At 68.0% G+C, this 17,641-nt stretch carries 17 protein-coding genes and 1 tRNA gene; 8 read left to right on the top strand and 10 right to left on the bottom strand.

What is annotated here, in order from left to right:
* Positions 1-68 precede the first annotated feature (68 nt).
* Positions 69-1,430, bottom strand: a complete 1,362-nt coding sequence (locus tag ACYVKL_RS22210; RefSeq protein WP_213558466.1) for an ABC transporter C-terminal domain-containing protein — start codon at positions 1,428-1,430, stop codon at positions 69-71.
* Between the two features lie 256 nt (positions 1,431-1,686).
* On the opposite strand from ACYVKL_RS22210, the gene ACYVKL_RS22205 reads away from it, so the two are divergent.
* Complete coding sequence (locus ACYVKL_RS22205; RefSeq protein ID WP_379165585.1) at positions 1,687-2,136, top strand: hypothetical protein; 450 nt, start codon at positions 1,687-1,689, stop codon at positions 2,134-2,136.
* Between the two features lie 81 nt (positions 2,137-2,217).
* On the opposite strand, the gene ACYVKL_RS22200 is transcribed toward ACYVKL_RS22205, so the two are convergent.
* From ACYVKL_RS22200 to ctaD, 3 genes are all read right to left on the bottom strand, one after another.
* Positions 2,218-3,612 carry an Hsp70 family protein gene (locus tag ACYVKL_RS22200; RefSeq protein WP_379165584.1) on the bottom strand — a complete coding sequence of 465 codons (1,395 nt, stop codon included), beginning with the start codon at positions 3,610-3,612 and terminating at the stop codon, positions 2,218-2,220.
* 205 nt (positions 3,613-3,817) lie between these two features.
* On the bottom strand, positions 3,818-4,390 hold the full coding sequence (gene dcd, locus ACYVKL_RS22195; RefSeq protein WP_357189261.1) for a dCTP deaminase: 573 nt from the start codon (positions 4,388-4,390) through the stop codon (positions 3,818-3,820).
* A gap of 15 nt (positions 4,391-4,405) precedes the next feature.
* Positions 4,406-6,157, bottom strand: coding sequence for an aa3-type cytochrome oxidase subunit I (gene ctaD, locus ACYVKL_RS22190; protein ID WP_213558470.1), 1,752 nt, complete (start codon positions 6,155-6,157; stop codon positions 4,406-4,408).
* 259 nt (positions 6,158-6,416) lie between these two features.
* Between ctaD and ACYVKL_RS22185 the strand changes: the two genes are divergently transcribed.
* Positions 6,417-6,490: transfer RNA gene (locus ACYVKL_RS22185), tRNA-Gly, on the top strand.
* Between the two features lie 48 nt (positions 6,491-6,538).
* Here the strand turns inward: ACYVKL_RS22185 and ACYVKL_RS22180 are convergent.
* The 4 genes from ACYVKL_RS22180 to ACYVKL_RS22165 all read right to left on the bottom strand — a co-directional run bounded on the left by ACYVKL_RS22180 (position 6,539) and on the right by ACYVKL_RS22165 (position 8,014).
* Complete coding sequence (locus ACYVKL_RS22180) at positions 6,539-6,982, bottom strand: hypothetical protein (protein WP_379165583.1); 444 nt, start codon at positions 6,980-6,982, stop codon at positions 6,539-6,541.
* Between the two features lie 141 nt (positions 6,983-7,123).
* The gene (locus tag ACYVKL_RS22175) at positions 7,124-7,474 is read right to left on the bottom strand and encodes a hypothetical protein (protein ID WP_246598213.1); all 351 of its coding nucleotides are present in this window, start codon (positions 7,472-7,474) and stop codon (positions 7,124-7,126) included.
* 32 nt (positions 7,475-7,506) lie between these two features.
* Positions 7,507-7,803 (bottom strand): hypothetical protein, encoded by a 297-nt coding sequence (locus ACYVKL_RS22170; RefSeq protein WP_213558472.1) that lies wholly within the window; start codon positions 7,801-7,803, stop codon positions 7,507-7,509.
* Positions 7,790-8,014, bottom strand: a complete 225-nt coding sequence (locus tag ACYVKL_RS22165) for a hypothetical protein (protein WP_357189266.1) — start codon at positions 8,012-8,014, stop codon at positions 7,790-7,792. Before ACYVKL_RS22165 ends, ACYVKL_RS22170 begins: the two co-directional genes overlap by 14 nt.
* A 98-nt stretch (positions 8,015-8,112) precedes the next feature.
* Here ACYVKL_RS22165 and ACYVKL_RS22160 point away from each other — a divergent pair, with 98 nt between their 5' ends.
* The 4 genes from ACYVKL_RS22160 to ACYVKL_RS22145 all read left to right on the top strand — a co-directional run bounded on the left by ACYVKL_RS22160 (position 8,113) and on the right by ACYVKL_RS22145 (position 11,730).
* Positions 8,113-8,889 carry an alpha/beta fold hydrolase gene (locus ACYVKL_RS22160; protein ID WP_379165582.1) on the top strand — a complete coding sequence of 259 codons (777 nt, stop codon included), beginning with the start codon at positions 8,113-8,115 and terminating at the stop codon, positions 8,887-8,889.
* A gap of 3 nt (positions 8,890-8,892) precedes the next feature.
* Positions 8,893-9,657: a crotonase/enoyl-CoA hydratase family protein gene (locus ACYVKL_RS22155; protein WP_379165581.1), complete on the top strand. Its 765-nt coding sequence runs from the start codon at positions 8,893-8,895 to the stop codon at positions 9,655-9,657.
* A gap of 157 nt (positions 9,658-9,814) precedes the next feature.
* Positions 9,815-10,921 (top strand): DUF4185 domain-containing protein, encoded by a 1,107-nt coding sequence (locus ACYVKL_RS22150; protein WP_379165579.1) that lies wholly within the window; start codon positions 9,815-9,817, stop codon positions 10,919-10,921.
* Positions 10,922-11,001: 80 nt separating this feature from the next.
* Positions 11,002-11,730, top strand: coding sequence for a class I SAM-dependent methyltransferase (locus ACYVKL_RS22145; protein ID WP_379165578.1), 729 nt, complete (start codon positions 11,002-11,004; stop codon positions 11,728-11,730).
* On the opposite strand, the gene ACYVKL_RS22140 is transcribed toward ACYVKL_RS22145, so the two are convergent.
* Positions 11,724-12,329 carry an alpha/beta hydrolase family protein gene (locus ACYVKL_RS22140; protein WP_379165577.1) on the bottom strand — a complete coding sequence of 202 codons (606 nt, stop codon included), beginning with the start codon at positions 12,327-12,329 and terminating at the stop codon, positions 11,724-11,726. The genes ACYVKL_RS22145 and ACYVKL_RS22140 overlap by 7 nt on opposite strands.
* Before the next feature lie 264 nt (positions 12,330-12,593).
* On the opposite strand from ACYVKL_RS22140, the gene ACYVKL_RS22135 reads away from it, so the two are divergent.
* A complete protein-coding gene (locus tag ACYVKL_RS22135) occupies positions 12,594-14,420 on the top strand; it encodes an acyl-CoA dehydrogenase (protein WP_379165826.1) in 1,827 nt (608 codons plus the stop codon).
* A gap of 58 nt (positions 14,421-14,478) precedes the next feature.
* Here ACYVKL_RS22135 and ACYVKL_RS22130 read toward each other — a convergent pair whose 3' ends face one another.
* Complete coding sequence (locus tag ACYVKL_RS22130) at positions 14,479-16,182, bottom strand: VanW family protein (protein WP_379165575.1); 1,704 nt, start codon at positions 16,180-16,182, stop codon at positions 14,479-14,481.
* Between the two features lie 353 nt (positions 16,183-16,535).
* Here ACYVKL_RS22130 and gnd point away from each other — a divergent pair, with 353 nt between their 5' ends.
* Positions 16,536-17,564 (top strand): phosphogluconate dehydrogenase (NAD(+)-dependent, decarboxylating), encoded by a 1,029-nt coding sequence (gene gnd, locus ACYVKL_RS22125; protein WP_379165574.1) that lies wholly within the window; start codon positions 16,536-16,538, stop codon positions 17,562-17,564.
* Positions 17,565-17,641: the final 77 nt, after the last annotated feature.

The following is a 17,641-nucleotide window of genomic DNA, read 5'->3' as shown; positions in this document are numbered from 1 at the left end:
ACCGATGCGGTAGGTGACTCTGAGGGCTCACCCCGTCAATGGTGCCATTAGCCCGCAACCAGCTTTTTTCACCGCGAGGTATCGGGCGGCAACACGCTGCGGGCGGCGGTGGAGCCGCAGAAGTCCTCGATCCTTTCGTCCAGGTCGTGCGCCTCTCCGGCGTCGCGGAACTCGGGACTGGCCAGTCGCCGGCGGAGCACGGACAGGCGTTCCTCGAGCTGGGCGATGCGCTTGTCCTCGTCCAGTTCCAGGACCGGTTCCAGGGCCGCGGCCGCGCCGTCGAGGCTGCCGTTGATCAGGTGTGCGGCCGCGTTGTCCACCCGGGCCAGTGACTCCGCGCCGTAGGAGCGCTTGTCGATGGGGCCGTTCACGTACAGGTCGATGGCCCGCCGGGTGGCGTCCAGGGCGGGTCCGGCCTGGCCGAGGTGGATGTAGGTGGCGCCCGCGTAGTAGTGGCTCTTGGGCTGGTCGAAGCCGAAGACGCCGCCGACGTCGTCGTGCAGGGTGTCGCTGGACTCGCCGTCGCGGGCCTCGTCGGCGGCCCGGATGCAGCGTTCGGTGTCGGCGGTGCTGCCCAGCCGCGACCAGATCCGGGCCTCGATGTTCAGCAGCCGCACCTTCGAGGTCGCGGATTCGGTGTAGCGCTGGCCGCTCTGGGCCAGCAGCACCGCCCGGCGCGGCCGCTCGGAACGGTATTCGATGAGCGCCTGCATGCCGCGGGTCCAGGCGCGCAGCGGATTGTGCTCACACAGTTCGGCGTAAGCCCAAGCGGCCCTGGCTTGTTCACCCGCCGCGTCGAAATAGCCCAGATCGGTACTGGCATTCGCCAGCAGACCGGACAAAGTACCCGCCAAGAGGTAGAGGTGCGCGGTATCGGAGGGCCGTTGATGGCCTTCCAGCAACCGGTACACCCGGCGCCGCACCCGCAACATCTCCACCATCATGGGCACCGGCGGCATGTGCACATACTCGTTGGCGATGCGCGTGACATCGGCATCGAGCTGTTCCAGCAGGGTGGCACCCACATTGGTGCCCTCGGCCCGGCCGGCATGCTCGCTGGCTTCATGGGCAGCCGCCATGATCAGATCCCTCTCCGAAATCGCCGCTAACGCATCGCCCCTCATCGCACCCGTATCGACGAGTGCCAGCAGTTCCGCGTCGCTGGAATAACTGGCCTCCGGCGCCGGCCTGCCGCTCCACAACTCGGAACCGCCTTGGCGCACATCGAAACCGGGAACGGCGGGGCCACTCGAGGGCTGGTCGATCAAGGCCGCGAACCGTGCCCGCACCACATCGTCGGACCTGGCAAGGGAAGTATCGAGAGCCGCCTGATTGATGGGACGGGGATGCACCCGATCGCCCCCGGCCTCCCATTTCGAGACCAGCCGCTCGTGCACGCCCAGGTGGGCGGCGAATTCCCGGATACTCATGCGTTTGGCATCACGGAGGGCACGGGCCTCTTTGCCTGACCAGTGCCGGACCACGGTGCCATCCCTTCCGAACGAACTCCGAACTCCAGGGTACGAGCGGAAGGTGGCCGCGGCCACAGCCGAAACCCACTCGGTACCAGGCGTTATACGTGCAGGTAATAGTGGCGGTGAAAGGGCAGCGGAAGGCGGGTGTGCGGGCGTTCTCCAATCCGCCTCCGGCGCGCGACCCTGGTGACCAGGGGAAGGAGGCGGGGATGTGAACGCGGACAAGCTCAGAACAGTCGACGACTGGGTTTCCTACTACCGGCACGAGTTCGGGCTGCCGGTCACCGAACGCGGCGGATTCGTCATGCTTCCCGTCACCGCCGAGGTCGCGGTCGTGCACCTGCCCGTCGCCCGGGCCGAAAAGGTGCGCAGCGCACTGCAACAGCGCCGTACCGGGGGACCCATGCTGGCCCGGCAGATCCGCTGGAGCTTTCTGGCCGAACCGGATTCACGCCCCGAGGCCCAGATCATGGCGGTCCTCGACCGCCTCGACATCGGTATTCCGTCGGCGGGCAGCGCGGTCATGCTCCCCACCGGTCTCGGCCGCTGGACTCGCGAAGGCTGCCACTGGGTGACGCCACCCGCCCGGGACACGAAACTCCCACCCCTGTCGGCGATCATCACGACAGCTCTGGCGGTGGGAACCGGGAGCGAGGATTGAACGCAGCCATCCTCGCCCACCGAGTCCGCCCCCTCTTTGGCAGTCGACGGGGCGGACTCGTCGCGTCGAGTCCGGTGGCGCTTACTGCTGCGCGGGCGGCGGCGGGAACAGCGGCGGCAGCGTGGGAACGACCACCGGCGGGAGGCCGGGGATCAGCGTGATGGTGTTGGGGCCGACGGTGGTGGTCGGCGCCTCGGTGGTGGTCGTCGCGTTCTGCGGCTGCGGCACGGGGGCCAGCGATTCGTTGGTGGCGTCGGTGGTGCTGGGGGCGGCCGTGACCGGTTCGCTCGGGCGGGTGGTGCTGGTCGGCACCGAGCTGGTGACGGCGTCCTGGCGCTGCGAATCGTGGCTCAGCACTTGGGTTCCCCAGCCCAGGGTGATGCCGATGGCGGCCACCACGACCAGGGCGCCCACCGCGACACCGGCCAGGCTGACCTCGCGGCGGCGGCCGAACTTCTCGACAGTGCCCGAACCCAGCGGCCGCCCCGCGGCGGGCTCGGCGGGGTACGGCGCGGTCTCCTCGCGGGGCGCGGCGGGGAACGGGGCCGGTGCCGGGCGCGGCATGACCGGGCGGGCCAGCATGGCGGCGCCGCGGGTCACCACCGTGTCGGGTGCCGCGGGCACGATGACCGGGACCCCCAGCCAACGCCGCAAAACCCTTGCCACCAGCGGAATCTGGGCGCAGCCGCCGAGCAGGGCGACGGCCTGCACGGGCTGCTCGGAGCGCAGGATGACATCGCGGGTCATGCGCGCGGAGGACTCGACCGCCAGCATGATCAGGGCTTCGAAGTTCTCCTGCGACAGCAGCACCAGGCCCTCGGTGGAGGGCAGGGCCACCGCGCTGCTGCCGGACAGCTGTTCCTTGGCCTCGCGGCACAGCTTGTCCAGGGCGACGAGTCCGGTGTGGTCCGGCGGATGGGCGATCCGCCCGGAGGCGATCTGCTGTTCGCGGATCAGCGCGTCCAGGTAGTCGCCGCTGATGTCACTGGTGCGTTCGGTGAAGCAGACCTGGCGGGTGCCGATGTCGACCACCGTCACGGACAGACCGGACGCACCTAGGTCGTAGAGCGCGACGGTTCCGAAACCCTGCAGCTCACCGGAGTATTCGAGGAACTCCAGGGCCGCCACCACGTCCGGCACCAGCTCGTAGTTGGTGAACTGCCGCCGGGCCAGCTCGGCCCGGATGGCGCGGGCGTGATTCTCGTCGCGGTAGGCGATGGCGGTGGCGCTGATGCGCGAGTCGGCGGCCAGCACGGCCCCGACGGCGTCGGCGACCAGCTCGTCGACCCGGCGTTCGCCGACCGGCACGGCCTGCACGTCGAACGCGTCGGGGGGACCGTCGAATCCGCTGCGCGCGCGGGCGTATCGGGGCTGCGCGGCGGCGAAATTCCTGGTGGGATCGGCGGAATCACCGGTGAACGGACGTGCGACGCGAACCGCGCCCGCCCCCACCGACACTCCCAGAACCGAACTCATCCGCAGCCCATCTCGTTCACATACACCTGTCGCCGTCACCTTACGACGTGCCGGGCCATCCGTACACCCGGCGAACCCGCCCACCGGACGGCGTAATAGCGCCATTCCATGACAGTCAACTGTCCAGGCAGCGGCCGATTTCCGCCGGACGCCCGGCCGAAACCACTACCGGGTAGCGCAACTCACTCTCGCGCGCTTTCCCGGCCTACTGCGGGGTGGCGAAATTCAGGTACGCCTTCGACGGTGTCGGCCCACGCTGCCCCTGATATTTGGAGCCCACGTTCGCGCTGCCGTACGGGTGCTCGGCCGGACTGGTGAGCCGGATCAGGCACAGCTGGCCGATCTTCATACCCGGCCACAGCGTGATCGGGAGGTTGGCCACATTGGACAGCTCCAGCGTGATGTGACCGCTGAACCCCGGATCGATGAACCCGGCGGTCGAGTGGGTCAGCAGACCGAGGCGGCCCAGGCTGGACTTGCCCTCCAGCCGTCCGGCCAGATCGTCGGGCAGCGAGCACACCTCGAGCGTGGAGCCGAGCACGAACTCGCCCGGATGCAGCACGAACGGCTCGCCGGCGGCGGGCTCGACCAGCGAGGTCAGCTCGTCCTGCCGCTGGGCCGGGTCGATATGGGTGTATCGGGTGTTGTTGAACACCCGGAACAAACTGTCCAGCCGGACATCGATGCTGGACGGCTGCACCAGCTTCTCGTCGAACGGCTCGACCCCGAGACGCCCATTGGCGATTTCCTTGCGGATGTCCCGATCACTAAGCAGCACGGGCAAGAGCGTATGTCAATGGTCGGTCGGCGAGTCGACTGGCCCGGCCTCGGTGACCTGCTTCGGCTTGCGCACTCCCCAGGTGGCGTGAGCCTCGGCGCGCATGCGCGGAACCATGTGCGGGTAGTGCAGCTCGAAGGCCGGGCGTTCGGAGCGGATGCGGGGCAGCTCGTAGAAGTTGTGCCGCGGCGGCGGGCAGGTGGTGGCCCATTCCAGGGAATTGCCGGAGCCCCAGGGATCGTCCACGGTCGCGAGTTCGCCGTAGCGGAAGGATTTGAAGACGTTCCAGACGAACGTGATCATCGAGAATCCGAGAATGAACGAGCCGATGGTGGAAATGGTATTCAGCGTGGTGAATCCGTCGCTCGGCAGATAGTCCGCGTAGCGGCGCGGCATGCCCTGGTTTCCGAGCCAGTGCTGCACCAGGAACGTGGTGTGGAAACCGAGGAACGTGGTCCAGAAATGCAGCTTGCCGAGCCGCTCGTCGAGCATGCGCCCGGTCATCTTGGGGAACCAGAAGTAGATGCCCGCGAAGGTGGCGAACACGATCGTCCCGAACAGCACGTAATGGAAGTGCGCCACAACGAAATACGAGTCCGACACGTGGAAGTCCAGCGGCGGCGAGGCCAGGATGACGCCCGACAGCCCGCCGAACAGGAAGGTCACCAGGAACCCGACCGAGAACAGCATGGGCGTCTCGAAGGTCAACTGCCCGCGCCACATGGTGCCGATCCAGTTGAAGAACTTCACCCCCGTCGGGACCGCGATCAGGAACGTCATGAACGAGAAGAACGGCAGCAGCACCGATCCCGTCGCGTACATGTGGTGCGCCCACACCGCGATCGACAGCGCGCCGATGGCCAGGGTCGCGTACACCAGGGTGGTGTAACCGAACAGCGGCTTGCGACTGAAGACCGGGAAGATCTCGGTCACGATGCCGAAGAACGGCAGCGCCACGATGTACACCTCGGGATGCCCGAAGTACCAGAACAGGTGCTGATACAGGATGACCCCGCCGGAGGACGAGTCGAAGACGTGACCGCCCAGGTGCCGGTCGAACTCCAGGCCCATCAGCGCCGCGGTGAGAATCGGAAACGCCAGCAGCACAAGCACACTGGTGACCAGGATGTTCCAGGTGAAGATGGGCATGCGCCACATGGTCATGCCCGGGCAGCGCAGGCAGATGACCGTGGTGACCATATTGACGCCGCCCAGAATGGTGCCGACGCCCGACACCGCCACGCCCATGATCCACAGGTCCGCGCCCATGCCCGGCGCGTGTTCGGCGAGGCTGAGCGGGGTGTAGGCGGTCCAGCCGAAGTCGGCCGCGCCGCCCGGGGTGATGAATCCGGCCGTGGCCATGGTGGCCCCGAACAGGTACAGCCAGTAACTCAGCGCGTTCAGCCGCGGGAACGCGACGTCCGGGGCGCCGATCTGGAGCGGCAGCACCGCATTGGCGAATCCGAACACGATCGGGGTCGCGTAGAACAGCAGCATGATCGTGCCGTGCATGGTGAACAGCTGATTGAACTGCTCCGGCGACAGGAACTGCATGCCGGGCCGGGCCAGTTCCGTGCGCATCAGCAGCGCCATCAGGCCGCCGATCAGGAAGAACGCCATGGCTGTGAACAAATACATGTTCCCGAGCATTTTGGGATCGGTGGTGGTGATGGCCTTCCATAGGTACGAGCCCTGCGGGTTCGTCCGGCGTGGAAATGGCCGCACGGGTTCTAGCTCGGGAACCTCACGAGCGGGCACCGCGGTCATACGTCCTCCTCGACCGCCGAGCAGGACGCACCGAACCAGCGCCAGCTATCGTTCAGCGCATCCAAACTTCCAGTGGTGGACGGGTTTTCGACCCTGCGGGCCAGTGTATGACCGCCGGTGCGCGGAACTCGGTGCTTCGGCGAAAGAGCTCGGCGATCTTCGGCGAGTCGGCGGCGACACGGGCGGGATCGGGCGCGGCCCACGAATTTGCACCGGCCGAGAAGTGGTCTGATAGAGTCGCGTGCGCAAGCAAGACCGCGCCGGTGTGGTGTAGTGGCAACACGCTACCTTCCCAAGGTCGAATTGCGGGTTCGATTCCCGTCACCGGCTCCATCAGAAAGCCCCGCCCGATCCGGGCGGGGCTTTCTGCATGTCAGCGCTCTATTTGACGCACTCGGTGGCGATCCGCTTGCCGGCCTTGCCCGCCTTGAGGAGATCGTCGGTGCCGAGGCTGACCTTGGTGGGGTTGGTGCCGTTGGCGCTCTCGATGATCTTCTGGATACCGCTGTCCGACAGGCCTTCCTGCAGGTAGATCCCGGCCACGCAGTCCGCGGTCTGCTGGTTGAGTTTGCCCTTGTCCTGCAAGGCTTTCGAGATCTCGGCGGCGGTCAGGGCGCCGACCGCGCCGCCCGGCGTGGTGGCGCCCGGGGTGAGTCCGGGAATGGTCACGCCCGGCGACAGGCTGGGCAGCCCCGACCCGCTGATCGGCGCGGCCGAGGTCGGCGCGGCCGAGGGGGTGGGCGTGGCCGCCGTCTGGTCGTTGTTGCAGGCGGCGGACAGTAGGGGCAGCGCGAGCAGCGCCACCACGACGACGGATTTCCGCATGATGTGTGATCCCTCCCGGATACCGGGTCGATCCCGGTCGATTCAGAAATCACACACCGGCACCCGAGAGTTAACAAGGGGAGCGCGGAAACCGTACGCCGCCAAGGCCCCTGGCGGTCGCGACCGCCCCGGGGAAGCGCGCTACTGCTGCTTGAGGCAGTCGGTCACGATCTTGCTGGTGGCCGCGCGCGCCTTCTCCGCGTCCTCCTTGCTCATGCCCAGCGACTCCGGATCGGTGGCGGCCGCCGACTTGGCGTCGTTCTTGATCATGACGCGCAGACCGGCCTGCGAAATGCCCTGACCCACATAGATCTTCGCGGCGCAGTCGGCGAGCGCGGCGTCCTTGAGGCCACCGTCCTGCAGCGCCTTGGAGACGTCCGCCTGACTTACGTCGGCAGGCTTGTCGTCCCCGCCGCCACAGGCGGCCAGCAGGGGAAGCGCGACAAGCGCGGCGGCCAACAGGGAGATACGCACCGGTGCCTCGACTCTCATGATTCGTTGGGAGAAATACCGCTGGCACCCTCTCACAGATCCATGGCGGCGCGCAGCGCTGTGTCGATTCGCTCGGCGGTCTCGCTGTCCAGCTCCGCGATGCGCTCGGCCAGCCAGCCGCGATAGATGCGGCCCAGATTGCCGGCGTGCACCCAGCCGTGACCGGGAATCGGCACGGCGAGAATGTCCTGCGGGTCGGCCGCCTCGACTTCGGCGGCGATCAGCCAGGGACGCGGCGACTCGTTGATGCCGTCGCTGGAGATGAGAACGATGGTGCGGGTTCGGGTGGTGCCGTGCGGGTGGTAGACCCAGAGTTCACCCCTGCGCACGCAGCTCCTTCTCGGCGGCCAGCAGTTCCGCCTCGTCGGCCGCTGCGAGTTCGACCGGGTCCGATGCCGGGCCGCATCCCAGGCGCACGGCTTCGCGGCGGGCGGCGCGGGAGATCCACGCCGACGGCGACATGCCCGCGCGGGCGGCGGCATCCTGGGCGTATGACCAGGCGGCCTCGTCCAGCGACAGGGTCACTTTCCGGGTTGCCATACCTTTTATCGTACCGCCGGAGCTGCCATTTCCACCCTGTTGGCGACACGTCAACAACTGTAGGGTGAGCTCCACAATCGGCGCCTGGGGAGTGACAGATGACCACGTTGAACCATCACCGCACCGGCAGCGGCGACCCGCTCGTCCTGGTGCACGGCGTCGGCAGCCGCTGGGAGGTGTGGGAGCCGATCATCGGCGCCCTGGCCGAATCCTTCGACGTGATCGCCGTGGACCTGCCCGGCTTCGGCGGCAGCGCGCCGCTGCCCACCACCACGGTCACCACCCTCGCCGACGCCCTCGCCGATTTCCTCGCCGCCGAGCGCATCGAGAATCCGCACCTGGCGGGCAATTCCATGGGCGGCGGCATCGTCCTGGAACTGGCCGCGCGCGGCCTGGCCCGGTCGGCCACCGCCTTCTCCCCCATCGGATACTGGGACACGCCCGGCCGGATCTGGTGCCAGCAGGCGCTGGGCCGGGCCAAACAACTGCTCACCGCGCTGCGCCCGACCCTGCCCACCGTGCTCGGCACCACCGCCGGCCGGTCCGCCCTCGGCCTGGTGTTCGGCAAGCCGTGGCTGCTCGACACCCGGATGGCCATGGACACCGCGGACGGCCTGCTCGACGCGACGGGCTTCGACGCCGCGCTGGCCTCGTTCACCGACTTCCGGCTGCCCGACCCGAGCGCGCTGGCCGATGTCCCGGTCACCATCGCGTGGGGCAACCGTGACATTCTGCTCACGTACGCCACCCAGGCCCGCCGCGCCCGCGCGCTGCTGCCCGGTGCGCGGCACCTCACCCTGCACGGCAGCGGCCACACGCCCTTCTCCGACGATCCGGCCGGCTGCGCCCGCCTGCTCCTGGACCGACTCGGATAAGGAATGACCGTGAGCCACAACGTTTCCCTCACCATCGACGGCGATCGGGCGCATGTGGCCCTGGACCGGCCGGACAAGCACAACGGCCTGACCATCGACATGCTGAACGAGCTGGTGCGGGTGGCGGGCGTGATCGGCAAGCGCTCCGACGTCCGCACGGTCATCCTCTCCGGCAACGGGCCGAGTTTCAGCTCCGGCCTGGACGTCGCCAAGGCGATGGGCAATCCGCTGGACGTGGTGCGCAACTTCGTCCCGCTGCCGTGGCGCGGCACCAACACCTTCCAGGAGGCGTGCTGGGCGTGGCGGCGGCTGCCGCAGCCGGTGATCGCCGTGGTCCACGGCCGGTGCTACGGCGGCGGACTGCAGCTCGCGCTGGCCGCCGATTTCCGGTTCGTCACACCGGATTCGGAGTTCTCGGTGATGGAGGCCAAGCACGGGCTGATCCCGGACATGACCGGCGCGGCCACCCTGTCCCGGTTGATCGGCATCGATCAGGCGCTGCTGCTGACCATGACCGCCGACCCGGTGGACGCCGCCTACGCCGAGCGGATCGGGCTCGTCACCGCGGTGTCCGCGGACCCGCGCGCCGCCGCCGAGCAACTGGCCGACCGGATCACCGCCCGCTCACCGCACGCGGTGGCCGCCGCCAAGAAGCTTTTCGACCGCACTTGGCAAACATCGGCGCGGCGAACTCTTTCAATTGAACGCGCGACGCAGCTGCCTCTTATCGTTCGACAGGCCCTCGGGCGTGATAGGAATGCCAAGTAAGCCAATTTTCGGCAAACACACTGGCGTGCAAACTCGAACGACCCGGTATCACTGTTAGCATTTTCACACTTTGCCAACGAGTCGAACGCATTGTGCGGCCTGTCACATACCGTTTGGTCCGCGCATTATTCGGCGAGACCCGGAGGACGCAACGCAATTGACCAAGACCGCCCCGCTGCTGCTGTCCGCTGTGGCCGGTGCCACGGCCTTGCTCCTGGCGATGACATCACCGGCCGCAGCCAACCCCAACGCCATCAACCCGATCCCGGTGCTCAACGGCACCAATGGTCTGCCACAGCTACCGGGCCGTACCAAGGCGGTCTTCCAGGTCACCGGTATGGCGAGCCCCAACAACACCCAGGCCTACAACGTGCTCGGCACCGACCTGGGCATCATGTGGGACAACGGCAACGGTGAGATGCTCACCGCGTTCGGTGACACCGCCGGACTGGGCCTGCCGAACCTGCTGGTCGGCAGCACCTGGGCGTGGCGCTCCAACATCCTGGTGCGCTCGCACACCCAGGACCCCGCCAACGGCATCTACTTCGACTCGGTGGTGCGCGACATCTTCGGGCAGGCCCGGGACCTGATCCCCAGCCCCAAGATTCCGTTCATCGAGATCAGCCGCATCCCGACCGCCGCCATCTCGGTCGGCGGCACCCAGATCATGAGCCTGATGTCGGTGAAGAGCTGGGACGACGTCGGTCAGTGGACCACCAACTACTCCAGTCTCGCCGTCTCGAACGACAACGGTGAGAACTGGGCCGAACTGCCGGCCACCCGCCGCCCCGACGACGGCGGCAACTCCAACTTCCAGATGAACGCCTTCGTCAAGCGCGGCGGCTTCCTCTACGACTTCGGCACCGACTCCGGGCGCAATCACCCGGCCTACGTGGCCCGCGTCCCCGAGGGAGCGGCGACCGATCTGGGCGCCTACGAGTACTGGGACGGCGGCCGTTGGCAGAAGGACGTCAATGCCGCCCAGCCCGTCGTCGGCGGCGGCGTCTCCGAGATGTCGGTGCAGTGGAACGACTACCTGGGCCAATACATCATGCTCACCACCGACCCGTGGAACTCGGTGGTCATGTACACCTCGCCCAGCCCGGAAGGCCCGTGGAGCCCGCCGTCGGTGCTCATCGACACCCGCGAACTCCCGACGGCCTACGCGCCCTACATCTTCCCGTACCAGACCGGGCGTGACCTGTACTTCCTCACGACGGTGCACACCCAGTACAACGTGCTGCTCATGCACACCACGCTCTGAGAACGAGCTCGAGACAGCCGGCCGCGAACGCACAGCGTTCGCGGCCGACTTCGTCTGCGCCGACTTCTAGACTCGTCCCCATGGACGCCGCCGCATGGGACGAGCACTACGCCGCCACCGAACTGGTGTGGGGCGCGCCGCCCAACGACACCGTGGTCGAGCAGGTCTTCGGGCTGGAACGCCGGGTGCCGGTCGGCGGGTTCGGGATCGGCGAGGCGCGGCCGGAGCTGCCGCGGGTGCTGGACCTGGGCTGCGGTGAGGGCCGCAACACGCTGTGGCTGGCCACCCACGGCTGGCAGGTGGACGCGGTCGACTTCTCCCAGACCGGCATCGACAAGGGCCGCACCGTCGCCGCCCGGCTGTCCCGCTCGGTGCGGGGCCGCATCCACTGGGTCCACGCCGACGTCACCGCCCTGGACCGCGCGGGCATCACCGGCCCGTACGAACTGATCCTGGTCGCCTTCCTGCACCTGCCCGCCGCGGAACGCCGCGCGCTGCTGCTGCGCGCCACCGAGATGCTCTCCCCCGAGGGCACCCTGCTGGTCATCGGCAACGACACCCTCAATCTCGCCGAAGGCTATGGCGGCGAACAGGATCCGGCCCTGACCTTCACCCCTGCCGACATCCTGGCCGATCTGGCCCCCGCCGAACCGAACATCCGCGTTCGCATCGCGGATCGGGTGCACCGCCCGACCGAGGACCGCGACGCCATCGATGCCCTGGTGGTCGCCACCCGGCCGCCCCTGGACGCCCCGGAGGAGCCGCTCGCTCTCGAGGTTCCCCAGCCCCCGGCGCTGGATCATTACTGAGTGGACCAGCGCTCCAGCCACGGCTCGAACGTCGCGACGATCTCCTCGAAGCCCGCGCGATACGAATGCGCCTGTCCCGCAATGACATGCACCTCGGTCGCGTCGGCGGCGTCCGGAATGCCGAAGGGATCGCGCGCGCCGTTGACCACGACGACCTCGATATCGCCGGCGGCGAGCAGTTCGTCGCGGCGTGATTTCTCCGGCTTACCCGGCGGATGCAGGGGAAACGACAGCGCGACCACACCGCGGGCCCCGGCTTCGCGGGCGGTCCGGCACGCCACGCGCGCGCCATTGCTGCGCCCGCCCTGGATCACGGGTACGCCGCGCACCTTCTTCCGCAGGGCCGCAATGATTTCCAGCCAGGCCGCATCCTGCACGTCCGCCTTGCCGGGGGCGCGGCGGCCCGCGACGCGGTACGGCTGGGTCACAAGCGCCACCGCTCCACCCATCGCGACGCCCGAATCCCGTACGGCCAGCAAATCTTTCGCATCGACCCCGCCGCCGGAGCCGTGGGTGAGCACCAGCAGGAATCCGGGCTTGTTCCGGCCCCGCCGGTCGATCTCCACCTCCGCCGGTCCGGCACTCGTCTCGATCCGCATGCACGCACCGTAATCACGGTCGCGGGCCGGTTCGGCGCGGCACACCGGAGAGTGTGCGCGGGGGTTGCCCATCCGGCCGACAACCCGCGTGCTTTCGGTCACATTCGACCTCGATCGGGTTGGCGGGCCCCCTACCGGTCGGTAACATGGCGCATAAGTTACCCGCTAGTAGCGCTGCTTTACGGTGTCTACCCGGTGGAGACCTTACGGGCGGGAACGGCACACACCGAACCGCACCCATCTCAATGGAGAGTGAGTACGACCATGGGTCACTACAAGAGCAACGTTCGCGATCTCGAGTTCAACCTCTTCGAGTTCCTGGGCATTCAGCAGCTGCTCGACGCGGGCGCCTACGGCGACCTCGACGCCGACACCGTCAAGGAAATGCTGAGCGAGGTCCGTCGCCTGGCCGAGGGCCCGCTGGCCGAGTCCTTCGCCGATGCCGACCGCAACCCGCCGGTGTTCAACCCCGACACCCACACGGTCACCCTCCCCGAATCCTTCAAGAAGTCCTACCGTGCCCTCGAGGACGGCGGCTGGTCCAAGGTTCCGGTCCGCGAGGAGCTCGGTGGCCTCGGCGCCCCGTCCGTCGTCGGCTGGGCCCTGGGCGAGATGGTGCTCGGCGCCAACCCGGCCGCTCAGATGTACGCCGCCGGTGCGGGTTTCGCGCAGGTCTTCTACAACAACGGCACCGATGAGCAGAAGCAGTGGGCGCAGAAGATCGCCGACCGCAACTGGGGCGCCACCATGGTGCTGACCGAGCCCGACGCGGGCTCCGACGTCGGCGCCGGCCGCACCAAGGCGGTCCAGCAGGAAGACGGCACCTGGCACATCGAGGGCGTCAAGCGCTTCATTACCTCGGGCGACTCCGACGACCTGTTCGAGAACATCATGCACCTGGTGCTGGCCCGCCCCGAGGGCGCCGGCCCGGGCACCAAGGGTCTGTCGCTGTTCTACGTGCCCAAGTTCCACTTCGACTTCGACACCGACACCCTCGGTGAGCGCAACGGCGTGTTCGTCACCAACGTCGAGCACAAGATGGGCATCAAGGTCTCGGCCACCTGTGAGGTCACCTTCGGCGGCCACGGCGTGCCCGCCAAGGGCTGGCTGGTCGGCGAGGTCCACAACGGCATCGCGCAGATGTTCGACGTCATCGAGAACGCTCGAATGATGGTGGGCACCAAGGCCATCGCCACCCTGTCGACCGGTTACCTGAACGCGCTGGACTACGCCAAGACCCGCGTCCAGGGCGCCGACCTGACCCAGATGACCGACAAGGCCGCCCCGCGCGTCACCATCACCCACCACCCGGACGTGCGTCGTTCGCTGGCCATGCAGAAGGCGTACGCCGAGGGCCTGCGCGCCGTGTACCTGTACACCGCCGCGCACCAGAACGCCGATGTGGCCGAGCTGGTTTCGGGCGCCGACAAGGACACCGCGTTCCGCGTCAACGACCTGCTGCTGCCGATCGTCAAGGGTGTCGGCTCCGAGCGCGCCTACCAGTACCTGACCGACTCGCTGCAGACCTTCGGTGGCTCCGGCTTCCTGCAGGACTACCCGATCGAGCAGTACATCCGCGACGCCAAGATCGACTCGCTGTACGAGGGCACCACCGCCATCCAGGCGCAGGACTTCTTCTTCCGCAAGATCGCCCGCGACCGCGGTGTGGCGCTGGCCCACGTGGCCGGCCAGATCCAGAAGTTCATCGAGCGCGAGGGTGGCAACGGCCGCCTGAAGGCCGAGCGCAAGCTGCTCGCCACCGCCCTCGAGGACGTGCAGGGCATGGCCGCCACCCTGACCGGGCACCTGATGGGCGCCCAGCAGGACCCGAAGGAGCTCTACAAGGTCGGCCTGGGTTCGGTCCGCTTCCTGCTGGCCGTCGGCGACCTGATCATCGGCTGGCTGCTGCTGGCCCAGGCCGAGATCGCCATCAACGCCCTCGACAACGGTTCGAACGAGCCCTTCTACCAGGGCAAGATCGCCACCGCGCAGTTCTTCGCCCGCAACGTGCTGCCGGAGCTGACCTCGGTCCGCACCGTCCTGTCCAACCTGGACAACGACATCATGGAGCTCGACGAAGCTGCCTTCTGATAGCTGAATGACCGAAGGGGCCCGGGTGATTCACCCGGGCCCCTTTGCTATGTCGGAATCACTGGCACCGTACGACCGGGATCGGGTCGTATTTCACGGTGCGGGTGTTGCGCGAGATCTCCTTGCCCGACTTGGCATCACGGATGACGCGGGTGTCGGAGGCGGTGAAGCCGGTGCCGCCGCTGGACGGGACGCAGTCCCTGCCCGCGGGGAGCGTGATCGTCTGGGGGTCGGTGTATTTGGAGCGGTCCCCGGTGATCGATTCGACCTCGACGGTCTTGGTGCTCCACATCCGGACCGTTACGTTCGAGTTGTCGGCGGAGGCGTCGATGACCACGCCGTAGGGCGTGTTGTTGCGGAACTTCAGGTCGATCGCCCCGTCGAAGACCGTGGCCTCGCGGGCGGCCGGGTAGCGGGAGATGTAGTAGCTGTGCTCGGTGTGCCCCGCGTCCTCCAGGCCCGCGAAATAGGCGGCGTTGTAGAGGGTGGTCGCGAACTGCGAGATGCCGCCGCCGACGGCGTTGGCCGGGCGACCGTTGTTGATGATGCCGGATTCGACGTAGCCCTCGGCGAGGCCGCGGGTGCCGGTGAAGCCGTTGAGCGAGAACGTCTCTCCGGGCCGCACCAGCGCGCCGTTCACCTTGCGCGCGACCACGCCGATGTTCACCCCGGACGGTCCGCTGAAGCCGCCGGTGGTGAAGGACCCGACCACCTCGGTGATACCCAGCTTGCCCGCGTCCTCGGTGCTCAGCTTGGGCTGAACCTCTTTGTAGGCCACCGGCTCGACCCGCATGCCGGGCGAAGTCAGCACGGCGGGAAGGCCTTCCAGGGTCTTTTCCCAGTCGACCAGGAGTCCGGCGACGGCGGGCCGCACGCTCGCGCGGGTTCCGGTCAGGTCGAAGCTCGCGTCCTGCGGCTGGGTCTCGGTGGCCTGCAACTGCGGGGCCAGTACCGCGATCAGGGCGTCGTGGTTGATCGAAAGGGCCAGTCCGCCTTGGCCGTCCGGATGAAAGGAGAGGGCGCTCGCGATCTGCTCCGGCTCCACCGTGGCGTCGCCGCCCTGCCCGGTGAAGGTGATCGGGGCGCGCACCGCCGGTTCCGCGACCAGTTGCAGGGTGCGGTTGACGCTGTCGGCGTTCACCTTCGCGGGGGTCTGCACCATGGGCAGTTCCAGTGTCGAACCGTCGGACCAGTTTTCGGTGAGGACGGTGCGGGCGGCCGCGGCATCGAGCGTGAGTCCGGGCACCGGGCGGACGGCGACGGGCTTCGCGCCCTCGAAGGCGATACCGCCCTCGACCGGTCGCCGATCGTTGGCGCGCAGGGCTTCCAGTTGCCGGTCCATGGCCGCGGTGTCGACGGTGGCGGCGGGCTCCACGCGCCGGGTGGTGAAGAACGACGCCAACCGGGTGAACGGATTGACCGGCTGACCACCCACCCGCTCCCAGGTGCCGTCCCAATCCACCCCGATGCCGGCTGTGCGTGGCGTCACAGTCGTGGTCGTGTCGCCGGTGCGGACCGTGAGCGGCTGCGCCACCCGCTGATCGAGCACGGGCTCCAGCCGCGCCCGCGCGGCGGCCCGGTCCTGGCCTCCGACATCGATGCCGGCAACCTGTGTCCCGCGCGGCAGTTGCCCGGACGACAGTGACAGATCAACCAGATATCCCACGCCCGCGGCGGCTACCAGCACACCCGCGGCGATCCCGGCTCGACGACCCGTCTTCGAGGTCAGAAATTGACGTACGCGTGCGATTCCACCGGTCACGAGCTATCTCCCCAGATTTCAGCAAACCTGCCGCAACGATACCGGGGAGGCGTTGCCACCGGGCTGGGGACGCAAAGAGCTCCGTGCGGTTGCCGGGTCGGGGGTCTGGCAACAGCACGGAGCCACCCCGTGTATCGACACCGGTTCCCGGGCGTTACACACCTGTTCCACGAACCCGAAAATTCATCCCGGAGAGCTATCGTCATAGGTGCGAAAGCGACACCTGATCTCGTGAGATGCGGGTAACTCACCGGGTACGACCAGAATCGGTCCGGCTCTCAGCCGCCGGCACGGGTTGCCCGCAGTGAACGGCTCCCGGCCGCCCGCTGAAGGCGCGGAGAGGCGGTATAGGCATGCAGCTAGGGATGATCGGGCTGGGTCGGATGGGCGCGAACATCGTGCGCCGGATCGTGCGCGACGGGCACACCGCGGTCGGCTACGAACGCCGCACCGAGCACATCGACGAACTCGCCGCCGAACTCGGCGACAGTTTTCAGGGCAGCACCGAACTCCCCGAATTCGTGGCCATGCTCGACGCCCCCCGGGTGGTGTGGGTGATGATTCCCGCCGGGGCCACCGGCGCGGTCATCGACAGCGTGGCCGACCTGCTGGAACCCGGCGACATCATCATCGACGGCGGCAACAGCCGCTACCACGAGGACATCGCACGCGCGGAGGCGCTGCGGCCCAAAGGGATTCACTACGTGGACATCGGCACCTCGGGCGGCGTGTTCGGCCTGGACCGGGGCTTCTGCCTGATGATCGGCGGAGAACCGGACGCGGTCGCGCACCTGGATCCGCTGCTGAAGTCCATCGCTCCCGGGGTCGACGCCGCGCCGCGCACCCCCGGGCGCACCGGCGCACCCTCCGAGGCCGAGCAGGGCTACCTGCACTGCGGCCCCGCCGGCGCGGGGCATTTCGTGAAGATGGTGCACAACGGGATCGAATACGGCGCGATGGCCGCCTACGCCGAGGGCCTCAACATCCTGCACCGGGCGAACATCGGCACTGAGCAGGACGGCGAGCATTCCGCCGAGGTGTCCCCGCTCGAACACCCCGAGTACTACCGCTACGACATCGACATCCCCGAGGTGACCGAGGTGTGGCGGCGCGGCTCGGTGGTCGCGTCGTGGCTGCTCGACCTCACCGCCGCCGAACTGTTCGCCGACCCGAATCTCGATTCCTTCGGCGGCCGCGTCTCGGACTCGGGTGAGGGCCGCTGGACCGTGGACGCCGCCATCGACGAGGGCGTGCCCGCGCCGGTGCTGTCCGCGGCCCTGTTCCAGCGCTTCGCCTCCCGCGGTGAGTCCCTCTACGCGGACAAGACGCTCTCGGCCATGCGGCAGGCCTTCGGCGGGCATCACGAGTTGCCGAAGCAGTAGTGGGATACGAAAGGCGGCAACCGATTTCGCGAGTTTCGCGGTAACTCGTCGGGTACGTCCGGAATCGGTTCGGCACC

Source organism: Nocardia tengchongensis (assembly GCF_054781395.1).
The sequence above is the reverse complement of the archived record's forward strand: the minus strand, read 5'-3'. Positions and strand labels throughout refer to the sequence as shown.

Coding starts and splice junctions, on each gene's coding strand:
- ACYVKL_RS22165 (WP_357189266.1), bottom strand. CDS start 8,014: ATGGCAACCCGGAAAGTGACCCTGTCGCTGGACGAGGCCGCCTGGTCA.
- ACYVKL_RS22135 (WP_379165826.1), top strand. CDS start 12,594: ATGGGTCACTACAAGAGCAACGTTCGCGATCTCGAGTTCAACCTCTTC.
- ACYVKL_RS22210 (WP_213558466.1), bottom strand. CDS start 1,430: ATGAGTATCCGGGAATTCGCCGCCCACCTGGGCGTGCACGAGCGGCTG.
- gnd (WP_379165574.1), top strand. CDS start 16,536: ATGCAGCTAGGGATGATCGGGCTGGGTCGGATGGGCGCGAACATCGTG.
- ACYVKL_RS22200 (WP_379165584.1), bottom strand. CDS start 3,612: ATGAGTTCGGTTCTGGGAGTGTCGGTGGGGGCGGGCGCGGTTCGCGTC.
- ACYVKL_RS22175 (WP_246598213.1), bottom strand. CDS start 7,474: ATGAGAGTCGAGGCACCGGTGCGTATCTCCCTGTTGGCCGCCGCGCTT.
- ACYVKL_RS22140 (WP_379165577.1), bottom strand. CDS start 12,329: ATGCGGATCGAGACGAGTGCCGGACCGGCGGAGGTGGAGATCGACCGG.
- ACYVKL_RS22180 (WP_379165583.1), bottom strand. CDS start 6,982: ATGCGGAAATCCGTCGTCGTGGTGGCGCTGCTCGCGCTGCCCCTACTG.
- ACYVKL_RS22160 (WP_379165582.1), top strand. CDS start 8,113: ATGACCACGTTGAACCATCACCGCACCGGCAGCGGCGACCCGCTCGTC.
- ACYVKL_RS22155 (WP_379165581.1), top strand. CDS start 8,893: ATGACCGTGAGCCACAACGTTTCCCTCACCATCGACGGCGATCGGGCG.
- ACYVKL_RS22145 (WP_379165578.1), top strand. CDS start 11,002: ATGGACGCCGCCGCATGGGACGAGCACTACGCCGCCACCGAACTGGTG.
- ctaD (WP_213558470.1), bottom strand. CDS start 6,157: ATGACCGCGGTGCCCGCTCGTGAGGTTCCCGAGCTAGAACCCGTGCGG.